The 20,692-nt window shown below is 32.8% G+C and carries 20 protein-coding genes; all 20 read left to right on the forward strand.

The window, feature by feature from the left end; translation table 11 throughout:
* The first annotated feature begins 47 nt into the window (after positions 1-47).
* The 20 genes from ACGHJ8_RS05920 (at position 48) to ACGHJ8_RS06015 (ending at position 20,678) form a co-directional block, all read left to right on the forward strand.
* Entirely contained in the window at positions 48-722 is a 675-nt protein-coding gene (locus ACGHJ8_RS05920; RefSeq protein ID WP_087357381.1) for a response regulator transcription factor, read from the forward strand.
* Positions 719-2,107 (forward strand): HAMP domain-containing sensor histidine kinase, encoded by a 1,389-nt coding sequence (locus ACGHJ8_RS05925; RefSeq protein ID WP_205088905.1) that lies wholly within the window; start codon positions 719-721, stop codon positions 2,105-2,107. The genes ACGHJ8_RS05920 and ACGHJ8_RS05925 overlap by 4 nt, the downstream gene beginning before the upstream one ends.
* 14 nt (positions 2,108-2,121) lie before the next feature.
* Entirely contained in the window at positions 2,122-5,070 is a 2,949-nt protein-coding gene (locus ACGHJ8_RS05930; protein ID WP_390542224.1) for a chromosome segregation protein SMC, read from the forward strand.
* Positions 5,071-5,136: 66 nt separating this feature from the next.
* Positions 5,137-6,117, forward strand: a complete 981-nt coding sequence (ftsY, locus tag ACGHJ8_RS05935) for a signal recognition particle-docking protein FtsY (protein WP_087357378.1) — start codon at positions 5,137-5,139, stop codon at positions 6,115-6,117.
* Position 6,118: 1 nt separating this feature from the next.
* Positions 6,119-6,442 carry a YlxM family DNA-binding protein gene (ylxM, locus tag ACGHJ8_RS05940; protein ID WP_390542227.1) on the forward strand — a complete coding sequence of 108 codons (324 nt, stop codon included), beginning with the start codon at positions 6,119-6,121 and terminating at the stop codon, positions 6,440-6,442.
* 11 nt (positions 6,443-6,453) lie between these two features.
* Entirely contained in the window at positions 6,454-7,845 is a 1,392-nt protein-coding gene (gene ffh, locus ACGHJ8_RS05945) for a signal recognition particle protein (protein ID WP_087357376.1), read from the forward strand.
* A 76-nt stretch (positions 7,846-7,921) separates the two neighbouring features.
* On the forward strand, positions 7,922-10,240 hold the full coding sequence (locus ACGHJ8_RS05950) for a cation-translocating P-type ATPase (RefSeq protein WP_211964833.1): 2,319 nt from the start codon (positions 7,922-7,924) through the stop codon (positions 10,238-10,240).
* A 68-nt stretch (positions 10,241-10,308) separates the two neighbouring features.
* On the forward strand, positions 10,309-10,581 hold the full coding sequence (gene rpsP, locus ACGHJ8_RS05955; RefSeq protein ID WP_087357374.1) for a 30S ribosomal protein S16: 273 nt from the start codon (positions 10,309-10,311) through the stop codon (positions 10,579-10,581).
* A gap of 14 nt (positions 10,582-10,595) precedes the next feature.
* Positions 10,596-10,847, forward strand: coding sequence for a KH domain-containing protein (locus ACGHJ8_RS05960; protein ID WP_087357373.1), 252 nt, complete (start codon positions 10,596-10,598; stop codon positions 10,845-10,847).
* Positions 10,848-10,889: 42 nt separating this feature from the next.
* Positions 10,890-11,393 carry a ribosome maturation factor RimM gene (gene rimM / locus ACGHJ8_RS05965; RefSeq protein WP_211964831.1) on the forward strand — a complete coding sequence of 168 codons (504 nt, stop codon included), beginning with the start codon at positions 10,890-10,892 and terminating at the stop codon, positions 11,391-11,393.
* Positions 11,383-12,102: a tRNA (guanosine(37)-N1)-methyltransferase TrmD gene (trmD, locus tag ACGHJ8_RS05970; protein ID WP_087357431.1), complete on the forward strand. Its 720-nt coding sequence runs from the start codon at positions 11,383-11,385 to the stop codon at positions 12,100-12,102. Before rimM ends, trmD begins: the two co-directional genes overlap by 11 nt.
* A gap of 110 nt (positions 12,103-12,212) precedes the next feature.
* Positions 12,213-12,563: a 50S ribosomal protein L19 gene (gene rplS / locus ACGHJ8_RS05975; protein ID WP_087242903.1), complete on the forward strand. Its 351-nt coding sequence runs from the start codon at positions 12,213-12,215 to the stop codon at positions 12,561-12,563.
* A gap of 95 nt (positions 12,564-12,658) precedes the next feature.
* Positions 12,659-13,201 (forward strand): signal peptidase I, encoded by a 543-nt coding sequence (lepB, locus tag ACGHJ8_RS05980; protein ID WP_211964829.1) that lies wholly within the window; start codon positions 12,659-12,661, stop codon positions 13,199-13,201.
* Between the two features lie 12 nt (positions 13,202-13,213).
* Positions 13,214-14,101 carry a ribosome biogenesis GTPase YlqF gene (gene ylqF / locus ACGHJ8_RS05985; protein ID WP_211964827.1) on the forward strand — a complete coding sequence of 296 codons (888 nt, stop codon included), beginning with the start codon at positions 13,214-13,216 and terminating at the stop codon, positions 14,099-14,101.
* Entirely contained in the window at positions 14,086-14,715 is a 630-nt protein-coding gene (locus ACGHJ8_RS05990) for a ribonuclease HII (protein WP_211964825.1), read from the forward strand. The genes ylqF and ACGHJ8_RS05990 overlap by 16 nt, the downstream gene beginning before the upstream one ends.
* Positions 14,715-15,473: an aminoglycoside adenylyltransferase domain-containing protein gene (locus ACGHJ8_RS05995; RefSeq protein ID WP_211964823.1), complete on the forward strand. Its 759-nt coding sequence runs from the start codon at positions 14,715-14,717 to the stop codon at positions 15,471-15,473. Before ACGHJ8_RS05990 ends, ACGHJ8_RS05995 begins: the two co-directional genes overlap by 1 nt.
* 92 nt (positions 15,474-15,565) lie before the next feature.
* Positions 15,566-16,330: a DNA-processing protein DprA gene (gene dprA / locus ACGHJ8_RS06000; RefSeq protein WP_211964821.1), complete on the forward strand. Its 765-nt coding sequence runs from the start codon at positions 15,566-15,568 to the stop codon at positions 16,328-16,330.
* Between the two features lie 49 nt (positions 16,331-16,379).
* On the forward strand, positions 16,380-18,455 hold the full coding sequence (topA, locus tag ACGHJ8_RS06005; protein ID WP_211964819.1) for a type I DNA topoisomerase: 2,076 nt from the start codon (positions 16,380-16,382) through the stop codon (positions 18,453-18,455).
* Between the two features lie 35 nt (positions 18,456-18,490).
* Complete coding sequence (gene trmFO, locus ACGHJ8_RS06010) at positions 18,491-19,780, forward strand: methylenetetrahydrofolate--tRNA-(uracil(54)-C(5))-methyltransferase (FADH(2)-oxidizing) TrmFO (RefSeq protein WP_087357368.1); 1,290 nt, start codon at positions 18,491-18,493, stop codon at positions 19,778-19,780.
* A complete protein-coding gene (locus ACGHJ8_RS06015) occupies positions 19,773-20,678 on the forward strand; it encodes a tyrosine recombinase XerC (RefSeq protein ID WP_087357367.1) in 906 nt (301 codons plus the stop codon). The genes trmFO and ACGHJ8_RS06015 overlap by 8 nt, the downstream gene beginning before the upstream one ends.
* Positions 20,679-20,692 lie beyond the last annotated feature (14 nt).

Genomic DNA, 20,692 nt, shown 5'->3' on the forward strand with positions numbered 1-20,692 from the left:
CATGATAATTATGATATAATAACAAAATGAATTGAGGTGGAAAGATTATGAAATCAAAGATTTTAATTGTGGATGATGAGGAACATATTAGAGAGTTAATACGTTTTTATTTAGATAAAGAAGGATTTTCTGTTGTACAGGCAGCAAGTGGTCAAGAAGCATTGCAACTTTTAGAAAATGAATATATTGATTTGGCGATTGTTGATATTATGATGCCTGTGATGGATGGTTTTCAACTTGTTGAAGAAATGAAAGAAATGAAAGATATCCCTGTTATCATGTTAACAGCAAAATCACAGTCTGCTGATAAATTAAGAGGTTTTTCATTAGGAATTGATGATTATGTCACAAAGCCTTTTGATCCAGATGAATTATTGGCAAGAGTCAAAACAATCTTAAAAAGATATAGTATCAATAGTCAAAATATTGTGACTTTACATGATGTTGTTTTTGATGGTGATAAATATGAAATCCGTTATCATGATCAGACAATCCATTTACCATTAAAACAATTTGAATTGGCATTTGAACTGGCGAAAAATCCTAATCAGATTTTTACCCGAGAACAGCTTATTGAAAAAATATGGGGAATGGATTATGATGGGTTTGATCGTACAGTAGATGTTCATATTAAACGTATTCGTGAAAATCTGGGACATTTACCGGGTTTTAAAGTCGTAACAGTGAGAGGACTGGGGTATAAGATTGAGGTTGAACCATGAAATCCATTTATGGAAAATTGATTATTGGTTTTTTAGTCAGTATTTTATTTAGTTTTTCGATTGCTGGATATTTTTCATTACGTAAAAATGCGAATGAATTAGGATTGTTGGCTGTTGAAGAATTGCAAAATTCTACCGAATTAATAGAAGACTTTATGAATCTGATTGATTCAGATGATTTAGATAAAATCTTACAGGGGTATGCAGCCACTTCAGAAGTGAGTTTTTATATTGAATCCAATCAACAAAAATATATTTATGGAAACATGAAGGAACAGCATTTATCATTAAAGGATGTTGAGTTTTTAAAAGAAAATATTGGTCAAAGCATTGTTTTAAAAGATTCTTCTATTCGTATATTTGCAAAATCTATTCGTGTGAAGAATCAAGATTATATTGTTTATGTCCAAAAAGATATGAGTAAAAGAGAAATGATTTTTCTTGATTCTGCTTTGATTGCTGTATTTTGTATGTTGATTGCTGGAAGTATTACTTTTTTAGTGATTGCTGATATTATTGTCAAACCTATTTCTCGTTTAACAAAGGCTACCAATGAGTTATCTAAGGGGAATTATCGCGTGCGTGTCAATTATACAGGAAAAGATGAAATTGCTCGTTTAAATCGCAGTTTCAATCAAATGGCACAACAATTGGCTAAACAGGATGAAACACGTCAGCAATTTATTTCAGATGTTTCTCATGAATTTCAGACACCTCTTACAGCCATTCAAGGTTTTGCAACAATTTTAAAGAATGAACAGTTAAGTGATGAACAACGACAAAAATATGCTGATATTATCTTGTTTCATAGTAAACGTTTATCGACTTTATCTAAGAATATGTTACAGCTGACTTTATTAGAAGGTGAAGATGTGAAACTGGAAACAAGTGAATTTTCTTTGATTGAACAGTTAAATCGTGTGATTGAAACACAGGATAATTTTGCATTGAGTAAGAATATTGAAATTGAATTTGAAGTACCTAAAAATGATATCCGTATTGTTGGAGATGAATCACGTCTGGAACAGGTGTGGATTAATTTAATTAATAATGCGATTAAGTATACACAGGATGATGGTGTGGTTATGATTCATGTGAAAAAAACATCTAAAGAAGTAGAAGTGGCGATTGAAGATACGGGTGTAGGAATGAGTAAAGAAGCGATTTCACATATTTTTGAACGTTTTTATCGTCAAGATAAATCAAGAAGTGTAGAAGGAAATGGTTTGGGTTTATCAATTGTCAAAAGGATTGTTGATTTGCATCATGGACGTATTGATGTTGTTTCCCGAGAAGAAGGGGGCAGTCGTTTTACAGTTTATTTACCACAAAATAAAACATTTCATATTAGTGATAAGTTGATAAAAAAGGAAAATCATTCTTAGAAAGGAATTGATCTATGTATTTAAAAAGAATTGAATTACATGGTTTTAAATCATTTGCAGATAAATCAGTGATTGAATTTCAACCGGGTATTACAGGTATTGTAGGACCTAATGGTTGTGGAAAATCGAATATTAGTGATGCTGTAAGATGGGTTTTAGGTGAACAGTCAGTCAAATCACTGCGTGGGTCTAATATGTCCGATGTTATTTTTAATGGCAGTGAAGATCGTAAGGCTCAAAATGTTGCTGAAGTGACACTGGTTTTTGATAATGAAGATCGTTTCATGAATGTGGATTATAATGAAGTGGAGTTGACAAGACGTTTATATCGTCAAAATAATGAAGCAGAATATTTAATCAATAAAGAACCATGTCGTTTAAAGGATATAGTTGACTTGATTATGGATACGGGCTTAGGACGAGATTCACTTTCGATTATTTCACAGGGAAACATTTCAACTTTTGCTGATAGTAAGCCTGAAGAAAGACGTGGGATGTTTGAGGAAGCAGCGGGAGTTGCCAAGTATAAAAAAAGAAAATTGGAATCAATTAGAAAGCTGGAAAGAACAAAGGATAACTTAGATCGTGTTGAGGATATCTGCCTGGAGTTAGAAAAGCAGCTTTCACCTTTAAAACGTCAAAAGGAAAAAGCAGAAATTTATGTAGATTTAAAAAATCAGTTACAATCTGTTGAAGTCAGTGTACTGGTGAAGGGAATTGAAAGTTTATCAACGTCATTAAAAGATTTAAATCAGTCATTAGATTTATTAGATAAAGAGAAAGTAACGATTGAAGGGCAAATTTTAATCAATGAACAACAAAATGAGAGTTTAAAGAAAAAGATGTTTGATTTAGATCAGGAAGTGAATGCCTTGCAGGGTAAACTTTTAACGGCTATGAATAATGTAAATCAGCTGGAAACACAAAAAGTAGAAATTGATGCTAATCGTAAACATATTTTAGAAACAACGAATAAAGAAGATTTACAGGCACGTATAGAACAATTAAAAGCGATTTTACAGGATGCGATTAGTGAATACAATGACCGTGTTCATCGCTATAATGAAACCAAAGAAGAAAAGATGACATTGGAAGCAGCACAGGAAAAAAATCGAGCCCAAATGAATAATTTAAGACAGAGTATTGAAAATTTAAATCTTCAATTACATAATGATCGTCATCGTAAGGAACAGCTTGTGGATCAGATTGAAAATAAAACGGGTTATAGCTATGGTGTTCGTTCAATCATCAAAGCAAAGGATTCATTGCAGGGCATTGTTGGTGTTTTGGGTGATTTATTAGCAACAGATTCAAAATATGAAACAGCCTTATCTGTTGCCTTAGGGAGTGCTGTTCAATTTGTTGTCACTAAGCAAGATGAGGATGCCAGAAATGCGATTCGTTTTTTAAAGAATAATAAATCTGGTCGTGCCACTTTTCTTCCTATCACAACAATGAAAGAAAGACATTTGCGTGAAGAACATTTATTGGTTTGTCAAAATACAAAAGGTTTTTTAGGCGTTATGAGTGATTTTGTCAAATATCCTCAAGAGATACAACGTATTGTTGATAATCAGTTAGGACATGTCATTGTGGCAGATACATTGGATCATGCTTCTCTGTTGTCAAAAGCAACATTTGCCAGATATAAAGTCGTGACTTTAGATGGCGAAGTGATTAATGTTGGTGGATCACTGACAGGAGGAAGTTTGAAACAGTCAACGTCTTTATTGACAAGTAAACGTGAATTAGAATTGCTGGCAGAAAAGATTCGTCAAAGTGAAAAAGATATGACTCAAAAGAAAGCCAAACTCAATGAATTAGATAATCTGGCAAGAGAAATCTCACATAATCTGCTTCAAAAACAAATGTCATTTGCAAAATTGGAACTTGTTGTCACAAACAAGAAAAGTGAACTGCAGATTGCAAAAAGTGAGTATGAAAGTTTAACTCATCAAAGTGTTGAATTGTCAGAGATGGAAAAAGGAACAGAAGATAATCATTTACTACAGGAATTAAATGAAGCAAAAAAGATACGAGATCGTTTAACGGAAAGTATTCAAGCTAAGCGTGAATTGCGTATGAGTTTTGTTAATGAAAATGATCAGCTGGAAGATGCTTTAAAGATGACACGCGCTCATTTAAGAGAAATACAGGCTGATATGACACAAAAGCAAGTGGATAAAGCTAAACAGGAAACAGAATTGAACAATCATTTACAACGTTTAAATGAAGAATATAAGATGACTTTTGAATTTGCTAAGGAAGAATATTCACAGGAAGTCAATATGCAAAAGGCTAAAGAGGAAGTTCGTCTATTAAGACATCAGATTGAATCATTGGGACATGTGAATTTACAGGCTATAGAAGATTATCAGGAAGTTTCAACACGTTATGAAACATTAAATCATCAGCGTTTAGATTTGATTCACGCTCAAGATAGTATTTTAAAAGCTATTGATGAAATGGATGAGATTATGATTTCACGTTTTAGTGAAACTTTTGAAAAAATCAACCATGAATTTAATATTGTTTTTAGAAATTTATTTGGTGGTGGAAAAGCCAAGTTAAAATATAGTGATCCAGACAATATCTTAGAAACAGGGGTTGATATTGATGTTCAGCCACCGGGTAAAGCTGTTCAAAATATTACCTTGTTTTCAGGAGGAGAAAAGGCATTGATTGCAATTTCCTGTCTGTTTGCGATTTTACGTGTCAGACCGGTTCCAATGTGTATTTTAGATGAGGTGGAAGCTGCTTTGGATGTTGCAAACGTAGAACGTTTTGCAAAATATTTAAGAGAATTTTCGGGACAGACACAATTTATTGTTGTTACTCATCGTGAAGGAACAATGGAAGAATGTGATCTTTTATATGGGGCAACAATGCAACAAAAAGGTGTGACAAAATTAGTGAGTGTTAAATTAAAAGATGCAATTGATTTAGCACAAAATGCATCATAAAAATATTGACATATCATCAAGAAGTGTTATCTTAATGATATGTCAATCAACTTGAGGAGGATGTCTATGGGTTTTTTTAGTAAAATTAAAGAAACATTAGTGGGAAAGTCTGCCAAGCAAAATGATAAATATGTTGCTGGTTTAGATAAATCAAATACATCTTTTTCTTCAAAAATCAATGAATTAGCAGCACGTTATCGTGAAATTGATGATGATTATTTTGAAGAACTTGAAAATATTTTGATTATGAGTGATGTTGGTGTCAACATGGTGATGACAATTGTTGATGAAATCAAAAAGGAAGTACGTTTACAGAATATAAGGGATCCTAAGGAGATTAATGAAATTATTATTGATAAAATGTTTGTCATTTATGCTAATGATTCTTATATGACAACAAAGATTAATTATGATTCTGAGGATTTAACAGTGATTTTAATGATTGGAGTCAATGGTGCTGGTAAGACAACAACAATAGCAAAACTGGCTCATATGATGTTGAATGAAGGCAAAACGGTTATGGTTGCAGCTGGTGATACATTCAGAGCTGGAGCGATTGATCAGCTGGATGTCTGGGCCAAACGTTTAGGAATTGAATGTGTCAAAGGAAAAGAGGGTGGTGATCCATCTTCGGTTGTCTTTGATGCTTTAAAACGGGCTAAAGAAAAAAATGTCGATGTTCTTATTTGTGATACAGCAGGACGTTTACAAAATAAAGTCAACTTAATGAATGAATTAGAAAAGATGAACCGTATCATTAAACGTGTTGTTCCTCAAGGACCACAGGAAACGTTATTGGTTATTGATGCCACAACAGGTCAAAATGGTGTTTCACAGGCACAGGAATTCTCTAAAATTACGAATATTACTGGTCTTGTTTTGACAAAGATGGATGGAACAGCCAAAGGAGGTATTGTTTTATCTATTAAAGATGCTTTGAATATTCCTGTTAAATTTGTTGGACTTGGAGAACAAATGGATGATTTACAGGAATTTGATCTTGAACAATATATTTATGGTTTATGCAAAGGATTATTGGAGAAATAAGATGACTGTGGATTTAGAAAAAACACAACGTGTGAATTTGTTAATGGATTGTTATGAAGATTTGTTGACGGATAAGCAAAGGCAATATTTGTCTTTGTATTATGAAGAAGATTTGTCTTTATCAGAAATCGCTGATGATTTTCATGTTTCTCGTAATGCTGTTTATGATCAATTGAAACGTGCAGTAAAAAGTTTAGAAGAATATGAAGCAAAACTTCATTTGATGGAGAAACATTTACAACGTATGGCTTTGATTGAAAAGATTGAAAATCAACAAATAGGTAGTGAGTTGCAGGGTTATTTAGAAATGTTGAAGAAAATATAGGAGGATGAATTATGGCTTTTGAATCTCTTTCAGAAAGATTGCAGGAGAGCTTAAAAAAGATTAGAGGACAGGCGACTTTAACAGAAGAAAACATGGATGAAATGCTTCGAGAAATTCGTTTGGCATTACTTGAAGCAGATGTTAACTTTCAGGTTGTTAAAGAGTTTATTGCTAATACAAAAGAAAAGGCTTTAGGACAAGATGTACTGGGGTCATTAAAACCGGGACAGGTTGTTGTTAAAATTGTTCATGATGAACTGGTAGAATTATTAGGGACTACTGTTAGTGAATTGGATTTATCTTCTAAGCCTACTGTCATTATGATGGTTGGTTTACAAGGTTCAGGGAAAACAACAACATCTGGAAAAATCGCTAAATTACTGGCTCAAAAATATAGTAAAAATCCATTGCTGGTAGCTGCGGATATTTATCGTCCTGCAGCAGTAGATCAGTTAAAAACACTAGGAGAACAGCTAGATATTTCAGTGTTTGAAAAAGGAACTGATGTCAAAGCTGAACAAATCGTGAGTGAAGCTATGACATATGCTTCACAAAATCATCATGATGTGATTTTGATCGATACAGCAGGACGTTTACATATTGATGAACCTTTGATGAATGAATTACAAAATATTAAAGATATTGTTCATCCTAATGAAATTTTATTGGTTGTCGATGCTTTAACAGGACAGGATATTGTCAATGTTGCCCAATCATTCCATGATCATTTACAAATTACAGGGGCAGTTTTAACAAAATTAGATGGGGATTCTCGTGGTGGAGGTGCCTTATCTATTCGTCATATTACACATGTTCCTATTAAATTTATTGGGACAGGTGAAAAGTTAGATGCGATTGATTTGTTCTATCCTGATCGTATGGCTGATCGTATTTTGGGTATGGGGGATGTTGTTTCATTAGTTGAAAAAGTTCAAGATGTTTATGATGAAAAAGAAACAATGAAAACTTTTGAACGTATGAAACGTGGAACATTTGGCTTGGATGATATGCTTGAACAGATGCATCAAGTTCGTAAATTAGGACCTTTATCAGGTATTTTAAAGATGATTCCTGGAATGCCTAAAATGCCACAGATCAATGATGAAGATACTGATAAAAAGTTAAAAATGACAGAATCTATCATTTATTCGATGACGTTGGAAGAAAGACGTGATCCTTCTATTTTAAATGCCAAACGTAAAGAAAGAATTGCGAAAGGATGTGGAAGAAGCGTTGCAGATATCAATCGTCTTTTAAAGCAATTTGAAGCTTCTAAACAGATGATGAAACAAATGGGTAATCTTGATCCAACAACAGGGTTACCTACGCAAAAGCCACAAAAACGTGCACCTATCAATCCTAATCGTAAAAAAGAAAGACATAAGAAGAAAAAGAAAAGATAGTCAAAAAGACTTATTGATGTTATAATCAATAAGTCTTTTATATAAATATGAATTTTGGAAATGGAGAATGTTTATCATGGAACAAAAGCGAGAATATGGTTTAACCCAGCAGGAGGTTTTCGAGCGTCAGCAAGCGGGTGCTGTTAATCAGCAACAAAAAACGATCAGTAAGAGTTATGCACAGATTTTTCGTGAAAATATATGTACATTATTTAATTTATTAAATGTTTTGATTGCGATTGCTTTAGCCCTTGTTGGAGCATGGTCAAATCTGGTTTTTATTGTTATTATTATTACGAATGTCTGTATTGGTATTATTCAGGAAATTCATGCTAAAAAACTGGTTGATGAATTATCGTTATTAATGATTCCTCATGTCAAAGTCTTAAGAGATCAAAAACAACAGACTATTGATGTCAACGAAATTGTTATGGATGATGTGATGGTTTTAGAGGCAGGAGATCAGATTTGTTGTGACAGTGTTGTGATTGATGGTGAGATTGAAGCCAATGAATCTTTATTGACAGGAGAATCTGATGCTATTCATAAAACAAAAGAAAGCAGTCTGCTTTCAGGAAGTAGTGTTATTAGTGGAAAATGTTATGCTCAAGTGATTCATGTTGGGGATGATAATTATACATCACGTTTAACAAATGAAGTCAAAAAGGCAAAGGAATTACAATCAGAGTTATTAAACTCAATGCGAAAAGTTACAAAAGTGACAAGCTTTATGATTGTCCCTTTAGGTATTATTTTGTTTTTAGAAGCTTATTTTTTAAGACATGATCTTTTATCAGAAGCCGTTATTAGTTCTTCAGCAGGATTGCTAGGAATGTTACCGAAAGGTCTTGTCTTATTAATGAGTGTTAGTTTAGCAGCTGGGGTTACTAAACTGGCAAAACAAAAAATATTGATTCAAGATATTTATTCTTTAGAAACATTGGCTCATGTCGATACTTTATGTTTGGATAAGACAGGGACAATTACTAATGGAAAAATGAAAGTTGAAAAAGTAGAGAATTTATCTACTCAACCTTCTCAACAATTTTTAGATTATTTTGGTTCTTATTTGCATTATAGTGATGATAATAATGCAACATATCAGGCGATATGTGAAGATTTCACATTGAATGACCATCATCTGCCAAGTCAGAAAGTTGCCTTTTCTTCACAGAGAAAATGGAGTGCTATGACTTTTGAGGGTTTTGGAAGCATTGTCATGGGAGCGCCAGAACGTTTGATGAAAGAATTACCTGCTTCTTTAATGCAGCAAATTGAATCTGGAAAACGTGTTATTATTATTGCTTATACTCAAAATATTGTTGATGCTAAAAAAACATTACCAGAAGTAACACCTATATTGGCGATTATTTTAACAGACATGATTCGTAAAGATGTAGAAAAAACATTAGCGTACTTTGATAGTCAAGGGGTTGATGTTAAAATCATTTCAGGAGATCATGTTTTGGCCGTTTCTAAAATTGCTCAAATGGCTGGGTTAAAAAATTATGATCGTTATATTGATATGAGTGAATATCAAAACGGACAAAGTCATATGGATGAATTGGTCAACCAATATTCTGTCTTTGGACGTGTGACACCTCAACAAAAGAAATGGCTGGTAGAAGCTTTAAAAAGACAGGGACATACTGTCGCAATGACAGGTGATGGTGTCAATGATATGTTGGCTTTAAAAGAAGCGGACTGTAGTATTGCGATTGCTGAAGGAAGTGAAGCAGTCAAACAGTTATCACAGATTGTTTTATTGAATTCAGAATTTTCATGTTTACCTCATGTTGTTTTAGAAGGACGTCGTGTTGTTAATAACTTAACAAGAGTTGCAAGTGTTTTCTTTATTAAAACCATATATTCTATTATTTTAACGATTGCCTGTGCTATCTGTAATATTCCATTTCCATTTATTCCTATTCAGATTACTTTGATTGACTTTGCTATTGAAGCTTATCCATCATTTTTAACATTATTAGAGCCTCAAACACACAAAATCAAAGGAAAATTTTTACCAACAGTTTTTAAAAATACAATTCCTCATGCTTCAGGTGTTTTATTGTGTTTCCTATTAATTTATACAGGACGTCCACTTTTCCATATTCCAATGGAACAAAGTGTAACAATGATGTATCTGGCACTGGCATGTATAAGTATGCAGGCAGTCATTGTCAGCAGTTTTCCAATGAATAAATTACGTCTGTTTGTCTGTGTGACAATGGTTTTAGGATTTATCTTGGCAATTATCTTGTTCCATCAGTTATTACATTTAACAATGTTGACATATGCTCAAATGATTTTAACAATCATCATTACATGTATTGGTCTATTATTTAAAGAAGTTGTAAGATATATCATTTCGCTAAAAACAAAAGATGTTAAGTAAAAATACTTGACAGATGATTTATATGTGTTATACTAGGAAAGCAAAATCAATAAATGGAGGAAAATTTAATGGCAGTAAAAATTAGATTAAAAAGAATGGGTGCAAAAAAATCACCATTTTATAGAATTGTAGCAGCTGATTCAAGAATGCCTAGAGATGGACGTTTCTTAGAACAATTAGGAACTTATGATCCTAGACAAAATCCAGCAGTTGTCACAATTAAAGAAGAAGAAACTTTAGCTTGGTTAAGCAAAGGTGCTCAACCATCTGATACTGTAAGAAACTTATTAAGCCAAAAAGGTATTATGAAAAAATTTGCTGATTTAAAAGCAAAAAAATAAGCTGGTGATAAAAAGTGGATTACGTCAAAACTTTACAGGATCTTGCAAGAGAACTTGTTGTTGAAAAAGATAAATTGGAAGTCAGACAGATGCCTTCATTAGATGAAGATACAATTGTATTATATGTCTATGCTTCAAAGAGTGATATTGCAAGACTTATTGGTAGAAAAGGTATGATGGCTAATTCTATACGTCAATTTATGTCAGTAAGTGGACGTTTAAATCATCAAAAATTAGACATCAAATTTGAATCTTATGGAGAATAGATGTGGTTGGCACATCTATTTTTTATATCAGGGAGGCTCATTATGGATCAAGTGATTGTGGGTAAAATTGTCAATACACATGGTATTAAAGGAGAATTAAAAGTGAAATCTTCAACGGATTTTGTGGCTGAAAGATTTGCGAGAGGAGCTCAGCTTTTTATTGATTATCAGGGACAAAAGATGGAAATGACTGTAGCTTCATATCGCATTCATAAAGGACATATTCTTGTGACTTTTGAAGGTTATCGTGACATTAATTTAGTTGAAAAGTATAAGGGATGTTTACTTTATGCGATGAAGGATGAAAGTCTGTTGGACGAAGATGAATATTATATTAGTGATATTATTGGATGCGAAGTCTATAATGATGGAAAATATATTGGGAAAGTTCAAGATGTTCAATTATATGATCATCATGATATTTTAGTTGTACAAGGTCAACAAAAAATCATGATTCCTTATGTGGATGCTTTTATAACAAATGAAGATATTGAACATCAACGTATCGATGTTCATTTGATTGAAGGTTTCTATGATGAAGATTGATATTCTTTCATTGTTTCCAGAGATGTTTGATGGCTTTTTAAAGACTTCTATTATCAAACGTGCTATTGATTCACAGGTTGTGGATGTTCATATTCATAATTTTCGTGAATTTGCTGATAATAAACATAAAAAAGTAGATGATTATCCTTATGGTGGAGGACAGGGGATGGTTTTGATGTGTCAACCTATTATTGATTGTTTAAAGACATTGACAACTCCTGACAGTCTTGTGATTTTAATGTCACCACAAGGTCAGACTCTCCATCAGCAGTTAAGTTATCAGTTGTCTTTGGAAAAACATCTTATCTTTATTTGTGGTCATTATGAAGGTTTCGATGAACGTATCCGTGATTATGTGGATATGGAGTTATCAATTGGTGATTATGTCTTAACGGGTGGAGAATTAGCCAGTATGGTATGCTGTGATGCGATTATTCGTTTATTAGATGGTGCTATTCGTGAAGCTTCACACGAAGATGATTCATTTAGTCAAGGGTTGTTAGAATATCCTCAATATACCCGTCCCTATGAATACGATGGCAATTGTGTTCCAGATGTTTTGATGAGTGGTCATCATGAAAATATTCGTCAATGGCGTTTAGAACAGTCTTTAAGAAAAACTTATCTCAAACGTCCAGATTTATTAAAAAATAGAGTGTTGAGTGATGAAGAATTGAAAATATTAGAGAAAATCACAAAAAAAGATTGATTTTCATGATGAAAAATGATAATATCTTTAAGTCTTTGGACGCAGAAGCTCCGCTGGTTACATAACGTATGAACTTCGTAGATAAATATTGTGAAGGAGGAAGTCATATCATGAATATGCAATTAGTACAAGAAATTACAAAAAAACAATTAAGAAATGACATTCCAGATTTTAAACCTGGAGATACTTTAAAAGTTTATGTTAAAATTCAAGAAGGTGACAAAACACGTACTCAGTTATTTGAAGGTGTTTGTATCGCTAGAAAAGGTGGAGGAATTTCTGAAACTTTTACAGTCAGAAAAATTTCTTACCAAGTTGGTGTAGAAAGAGTTTTCCCACTTCATTCACCAATTATTGATAGAATTGAAGTTGCTAAAATTGGTAAAGTACGTAGAGCTAAATTACATTACTTACGTGGATTATCTGGAAAAGCTGCAAGAATTAAAGAAATTCGTAAATAGGAAGTATGGGATTTTCCCATACTTTTTTTCTAGCCTTTTTGATTATTTAAAGTTATAATAAAAAGTGTTTGAATATGATACAAGGAGCGATAAGTGTGAATAAAAAGAAAATATATATTTCTCTTATTGAAATTATTGTTGTGATAGCACTGACAATTGGTATTTTTAAGTTTGTCGTTATTCCTGTGAGAATAGAAGGTGTTTCAATGGAGAATACTCTCCATGATCACAGTATTGCTATGATTAATGCAACAGGTATTCAAGAAGATAATATTCAACGTTTTGATATCGTTGTTTTAAATAGTCAACAGTTGAATGAAAAAATCATTAAAAGAGTGATTGGTTTACCTAATGAAACAGTGAAGTTTATGAATGATGAATTGTATATTAATGGAAATCATATTGAACAAGATTTTTTAGATGATGATTTTGTTGAAAAAGCAAAAATGACTTATAATGTTGATCAATTTACTGATGATTTTGAAGTGACTTTAGCAGATGGTGAATATTTTGTAATGGGTGATAATCGTTTGCGTTCAACAGATTCAAGAGAATTAGGACCTTTTCGATTAGATGATATTGTTGGTATGAAAGGGTTAGTGATTTATCCTTTTTCTGATATTCAGTGGATTGATTAAGGAGGTGTCGTTATGGCTAATGAAAATACAAAAATGAATATTCATTGGTTTCCGGGTCATATGGCAAAAGCCAGAAGGGAAATCAGTGAAAAAATCAAAGTTGTTGATATTGTGATTGAACTGGTAGATGCACGTGCTCCGTATTCTTCTAAAAATCCAATGATTAATGAAATCATCAAAAATAAACCTCGTTTTATCATTTTAACAAAAAAAGATATGGCTGATGATCAATATACCAAACAATGGGTACAATATTATGAACAATGTGGTTATCAGGCTATGAGTGTGAACTTGAAAAATTTTAATGAATATCAAAAAATCATTGAAAAATGTCGTTATGTATTAAAGGATAAAATGGAAAAAGAAAAAGCCAGAGGTTTAAAACCACGTGCTATGAGAGCAATGGTGTTAGGAATACCTAATGTAGGTAAATCTACTTTTATTAATAGACTGGCTAATCGAAAGGCAACAGTCACGGGGAATAAACCGGGTGTGACAAAAGCACAACAAATCATTAGAGTTGCGAAAGATTTTGAATTGTTTGATACACCGGGTGTCTTGTGGCCTAAATTAGATGATGCACATGTTGCACAAAACATAGCTTTACTTGGTTCAATTAAACAAAGTATTTTACCTTTAGATGATTTATTTATTGCGGCCATGCGTTATTTATCTTTGCATTATCCTCAATTATTAAAAGACCGATATCAATTGGAAATTGATTTAGAAAATGAAAACTGGATTGTTGATGCATTTGATCATATTGCTAAAGTGAGAAAAATCAAACCTTTAAAAGGTGAAACGGATTATGATCGAGTTATGGTAGTTTTCTTCAGTGAAATTAATGATGGTAGTATTGGAAAAATCACTTGGGAGGATCTTTCATGTGTGAACGTTTAAAGTTTGAACAACAGGCTTATGATTTAGGAAAAAAATATATTGTAGGACTGGATGAAGCAGGACGTGGACCAATGGCAGGACCTTTAGTTGTAGGAGCAGTCATTTTCCCTCAAGGATATTATAATGATAAGATTAACGATTCTAAAAAACTTACTGAAAAAAAGCGTGAAGAACTCTATCAGATTATTATTCAAGAAGCATTGGCCTATCAGATTGAAATTATTGATGTTGCAGATGTAGATCGCCTTAATGTTTATCAAGCCAGTAAAAAAGGGATGATTGATGCGATTGATCATCTTTCTATTCGACCAGATTATGCTTTGACAGATGCTATGCCACTAGGTGATGTGATTGAACATCAGGCGATTGTCAAAGGGGATGCCAAGTCTTTGAGTATTGGTGCTGCCAGTATTTTAGCAAAAGTGACACGTGACCATATCATGAATGATTATGCCAAGATTTATCCCGAATATGGTTTTGAAAAACATAAAGGCTATCCCACAAAACAACATAAAGAAGCTTTAAAAGCATATGGAGTGACTCCTATTCATAGACGTTCTTTTCAGCCAGTTATTGAAATGTTAAATCAACAATTAAGTTTATTTGATGAATAATGGAAGAAAAAATATTTTTATTATTAAAGGAATTTAGTCAAAAAATAAAAACATTTTTAAACCATCAATATGTAGGAGTCTATTTGCACGGTTCTTTGGCACTTGGATGTTTTCATCCGCAAAAAAGTGATGTTGATGTATTACTGGTTGTAGAATATGCTTTATCTCGAAAGCAAAAAGAGAAACTTATGGAAGAAATTATTAAACTTCATAATCTTTTACCACATGGTTTAGAAATAAGTGTTGTTTTGAAACAGTATTGTCAAAATTTTGAGTATCCCACACCTTATGAATTGCATTTTTCCCCAATGCATTTATCAAAGTATCTTGATGATCCATTAGATTATATTTGTACAATGAATGGGATTGATCGAGATTTGGCAGCACATATGACGATTGTTTATCGTTTTGGAAAAGTTATTGGGGGACAAAATATTAAAGATGTTTTTTGTCCTGTTCCAGAAAAATATTATTTAGAGAGTTTATATTATGATATGGCAAGTTACATGCATGATGTGGAAAATCAACCTATGTATGTTATTCTTTCATTATGTCGTATTCTTGCTTACGTCAAGTCACATTTGTATTTGTCAAAGGAACAAGGGGCATTATACGCTTTAAAGTTTTTGCCTGAGAAAAATCATGCAATTATTTTACAGGCTTTATCATGTTATAGAGGAAATCAAACTATGCAAGTCAATGATGAAATAAGATTATTTGTTAAGAATGTTTCTTATATGATTCAAAACAACCAATAAAATGATGGTTGTTTTTAATTTTAAAAAAATTTTCATAGAAAAAAAGAAAAATACAAAATTTTTGCGTATATAAATAATAGGAGGGTAATTATATGGAAGAATTAGTATTGTATTTTTCTTTAAAGTATAATGGAGATTTTCAAAAAATCTATAATGCTTTAATGAATAAAGAAAGAGTGAATGAAAGATTAAAAGTGGAGTTAATAAAACAAATGAAATGTCAGTACATAACAATCTTTAGTGATGAGTATCCAGAGTTATTAAAACAGATTAACTGTCCACCATTTGTTTTATACTACTATGGTGATTTATCTTTGTTGAAAACAAAGACGATTGGTGTGGTAGGAATGCGTCAGATGAGTGATTATGGGAAACGTGCAACGCATCTTTTTGTGAAAGATTTGGTTCAAAATGGGTATACCATTGTCAGTGGAATGGCACGAGGTATTGATACAGTAGCTCATCAGAATGCGATTGCTTATGGTGGGAAAACAATTGCTGTTCTAGGAACTGGGATTGAATATTGCTATCCTAAGGAAAATGGATTGTTATATGAGGAACTGAAAGAACATCAATTGGTTTTAAGTGAGTATCCTTTTTATACGGCACCACAAAAGCGTCTATTTCCTTTTCGTAATCGTATTATTGCTGGCCTGTCCTATAGTTTATTGATTAGCGAAGCCAAACAGAAAAGTGGAACAATGATTACTGCAGGTTATGCTTTAGAACAGGGAAAGGAGATTTATTGTATTCCCGGACGTTTTGATGATTATGAAGGTTGTAATGAATTGATTAAACAGGGAGCCAGACTTGTTTCAAGTGCTCAGGATATTATGGAAGATGAAGATTATGGTTGACAAATTAGAAAAAAGACTTAATAATAGAAAACACGTAGGAGGTAATATGATGGGTAAGAATTTAGTGATTGTCGAATCACCTTCAAAATCAAAAACAATTCAAAAGTATTTGGGTGCTGATTTTGAAGTGACTTCATCAAAAGGACATATTAGGGACTTGGCAACCACTGGAAAAGGTGGTTTAGGAGTTGATGTGGAAAATGATTTTAAACCACATTATGTCATTAATAAGGATAAAAAAGATGTTGTTAAGGAATTGAAGAAATGTGTCAAAGAAGCAGATTATGTTTATTTGGCAACTGACCCTGACCGTGAAGGGGAAGCTATTTCATGGCATCTGGCTGAAGTTTTAGGCTTGGATGAAACTTTAACGAATCGTATCGTTTTTAATGAGATTACACATGATGCTGTTATTAATGCTTTAAAAAATCCTCGTACAATTGATCAGAATCTTGTGAAATCTCAGGAGACAAGAAGGGTTTTAGATCGTATTATTGGATTTAAACTTTCTAAATTATTACAAAAGAAGATTAAATCAAAATCAGCTGGACGTGTTCAATCAGTGGCATTGAGATTGATTTGTGAAAGAGAAAAAGAAATAGAAGCGTTTGTTCCAGAAGAATACTGGAAAGTCAAAGCTGTCTTTGAAAAAGATGATATCATGTTTGAAGCTGAATTGGCTAAACATAATCATCATAAGATTGAACTTCATAATGAAGAAGAAACAAATGCGGTATATGAATCTTTAAATAAAGAATTTATTGTTAGTGATGTTAAAAAATCACAAAAGAAACGTGCATCTAAACCACCGTTTATTACATCAACTTTACAACAGGAAGCTTCTTCTAAATTAAACTTTAAGGCAAAACGTACAATGATGATTGCTCAAAAGCTTTATGAAGGGGTAGATATTGGAAATGAAACAGTTGGTTTGATTACGTATATGAGAACGGATTCGATTCGTTTATCAGAAAGTTTTATTCATGAAACAAAGCAGTATATTAGTGAAAAATACGGAAAAGATTATGTAGGTAATGTCAAGGTTTCTAAGAAAAAAGAAAATGTCCAAGATGCCCATGAAGGAATTAGACCAACAAGTATTATGCGTACACCAGAAAGTGTGAAAGAATATTTAAGTCATGATGAATATAAATTATATGCTTTAATTTATGCTAGAGCGATGGCTTCTTTGATGGCACCGGCTAAGTTAAATGCAACAACACTTTCATTAGATAACAATGGCTATGAATTTAGAGCGAGTGGTTCGGTTATTCAATTTGATGGATATTTAAGAGTTTATGGAGCTTATGAAAAGCAAAATGATGAATTGCTTCCAGAAGTTGTGGTGGATGAAAAACTTTTAAGCCAAGATATTCAAAAGTCACAACACTTTACAAAACCACCAGCACGTTATAGTGAAGCAAAATTGATTAAAGAACTTGAAGATTTAGGAATTGGACGTCCAAGTACTTATGCAAGTATTATTGATACAATTGTGACAAGACAATATGTTGAAGTCATTGATAAGGCATTTAAACCTACTGAATCTGGTATTTTAACGAATGATAAACTGGTTGAATTTTTTGATAGTATTATTAATGTTGAATATACAGCACAAATGGAACAGGAGTTAGATGAAATTGCGGAAGGGCATGATGATTATGTACATGCTTTAACAACTTTTGAAGATAAGTTTGAACCATTACTTGCTAATGCTTATGAGAAAATGGAGCAGATTCAACCACAAAAAACAGGAGAAACGTGTCCAGAATGTGGTGGGGATTTAGTTATTCGTAAAGGAAAATATGGTTCATTTGTTGCTTGTTCAAATTATCCAACTTGTAAGTATATTAAAAAAGAGCCAGAAACGATTGAATATACAGGAGAAAACTGTCCAAAATGTGGTAGTCCAATGGTGTATAAGACAGGACGCTATGGCAAGTTTGAAGCTTGTTCTAATTATCCTGAATGTAAATATATTAAAAGTGAAAAGAAGAAAGCTGAACCAGTTATGACGGATGAAGTTTGTCCTAATTGTGGTAGTCCTATTGTCATTAAAAAAGGACGTTTTGGAGAATTTAAAGCTTGTTCAGCTTATCCAAAATGCAAAACAATTATTAAATAAAAGTCCCATATGGGACTTTTTAGAAAGGAAAAAATATGGAAAGAGTCAATATTATTGGTGGTGGATTAGCAGGAGTGGAAGCGGCACATCAGCTGATTTTACGTCAGATTCCTGTTCGCCTCTATGAAATGCGTCCACATCAGACAACGGGAGCTCATAAAACAGAATATTTTGCGGAACTGGTCTGTTCTAATTCATTAAGAGCGGATGGATTAAATAATGCAGTGGGTGTCTTAAAAAAAGAGATGGAAATGAATAACAGCCTCATTATCAAATTTGCAAGGGAACATCAAGTACCAGCTGGTGGTTCGCTGGCTGTTGACCGTGAGGGTTTTTCAAAAGCGATTACTGAATATATTGAATCTCAACCTCTTATTGAGATTGTAAGAGAAGAAGTTACTGAGATTCCAGCAGGACCGACAATCATTGCTTCAGGTCCGTTGACAAGTACTCATTTGTCACAAAAGATTCAAGATTTATTACAACAAGATTATTTCTATTTTTATGATGCGGCAGCTCCTATCATTGAAAAAGAAAGTATTGATTTTTCAAAAGCTTATATGAAATCTCGTTATGATAAAGGTGATGCCGAATATATTAATTGTCCAATGACCAAAGAAGAATTTGAAGCTTTTTATGATGCTTTAATCAATGCTGAAGTTGTCAAACCCAAAGATTTTGAAGAAAAGTTTTTTGAAGGTTGTATGCCTTTTGAAGAAATTGCCAGACGTGGTCAACAGACATTGCTTTTTGGACCAATGAAACCAGTAGGATTAGAAAAAGACGGACAAAGACCCTATGCGGTTGTTCAGTTAAGACAGGATAATGCAGTGGGTTCATTATACAACATCGTTGGTTTTCAGACACATTTAAAATGGGGAGAACAGGAACGTATTATTCATATGATTCCCGGTTTAGAAAATGCGAAAATTGTGCGTTATGGTGTGATGCATCGTAATTGCTTTATATGTTCGCCACGTTATCTTCGAGAAACTTATCAATTTATAAATCGTGATGATTTGTTTTTTGCTGGACAAATGACAGGAGTAGAAGGATATGTAGAGTCTGCGCAAAGTGGTATGGTTGCGGGAATGAATATGGCAAGATATTTACAAAAACAGCCACTGCTTATTTTCCCTCGTGAAACAGTGATGGGATCATTGGCTTATTATATTACACATGGGGATGAAAATAATTTTCAACCTATGAAAGCTAATTTTGGTATTTTGCCAGATCTTTTGACACGTGTGAAGAAAAAAGAACGTAAAGAAGCTTATGCAAATCGTGCAATAACAGTGATGGAGGATTTTTTAAGTCATGTCTGATTTTGCAAAAATGGCAAATGACTACTTGTCTTATTTACAATATGTCAAAAAGTATTCTGCTTTAACAGTTACGGGGTATCAAAGAGATATTTATGAATTTATTGACTATTGTCATCGTGAAGGTATAGAAAGCTTTGGGGCTGTTCAATATTCTTTTTTAAGAGGTTATCTGGCATATTTACATACTAAAAGTTTATCACCTAAAACGATTAATCATAAAATGAGCAGTTTAAGAGGATTATATCGTTATTTACAAAAAGAAGAATTGCTTGATGATAATCCATTCCTTTTGGTTGAGTCTTTAAAAGAACCACAGCGTCAACCAGACTTTCTTTATATGGATGAAATGCTGGATTTATTAGATAGTATTGATACACATACAGTTTTAGGGCGTCGTAATAAAGCTATGTTGGAATTGATGTATGCCTCAGGGCTACGTTGTCTGGAAGTCGTTGAAATGCAGTTGTCACAAATTGATTTTTCCAGACAGTTATTGTTTATTCATGGAAAAGGTGGGAAGGATCGTTATGTGCCTTTTCATGATTTGGCTGCCAAGTGGCTGAAAGATTATATTGAAAATGATCGTTATGAAATCATGATGAAAGCACATCAAGATCATAACTATGTATTTGTTAATAAATTAGGAAAACCACTTACAAATCGTGGTGTTGAAGATATTGTGGATCGGGTTGTAAAAAATTATGATCCAACTAAGAAGATTCATCCACATACGATTCGTCATTCTTTTGCGACTCATTTATTGGAACAGGGTCTTGATATTCGTGTTGTTCAAGAGTTGTTAGGACATGCCAATTTATCAACAACCCAAGTCTATACTCATATTACCAATCAGCATTTAAAAGAGGTTTATGATCATTCTCATCCAAGAAATCAATAAAGAAATGAGAATGT

The sequence above is a fragment of the Massiliimicrobium timonense genome (assembly GCF_042850985.1).
Classification (GTDB): domain Bacteria; phylum Bacillota_I; class Bacilli_A; order Erysipelotrichales; family Coprobacillaceae; genus Allocoprobacillus.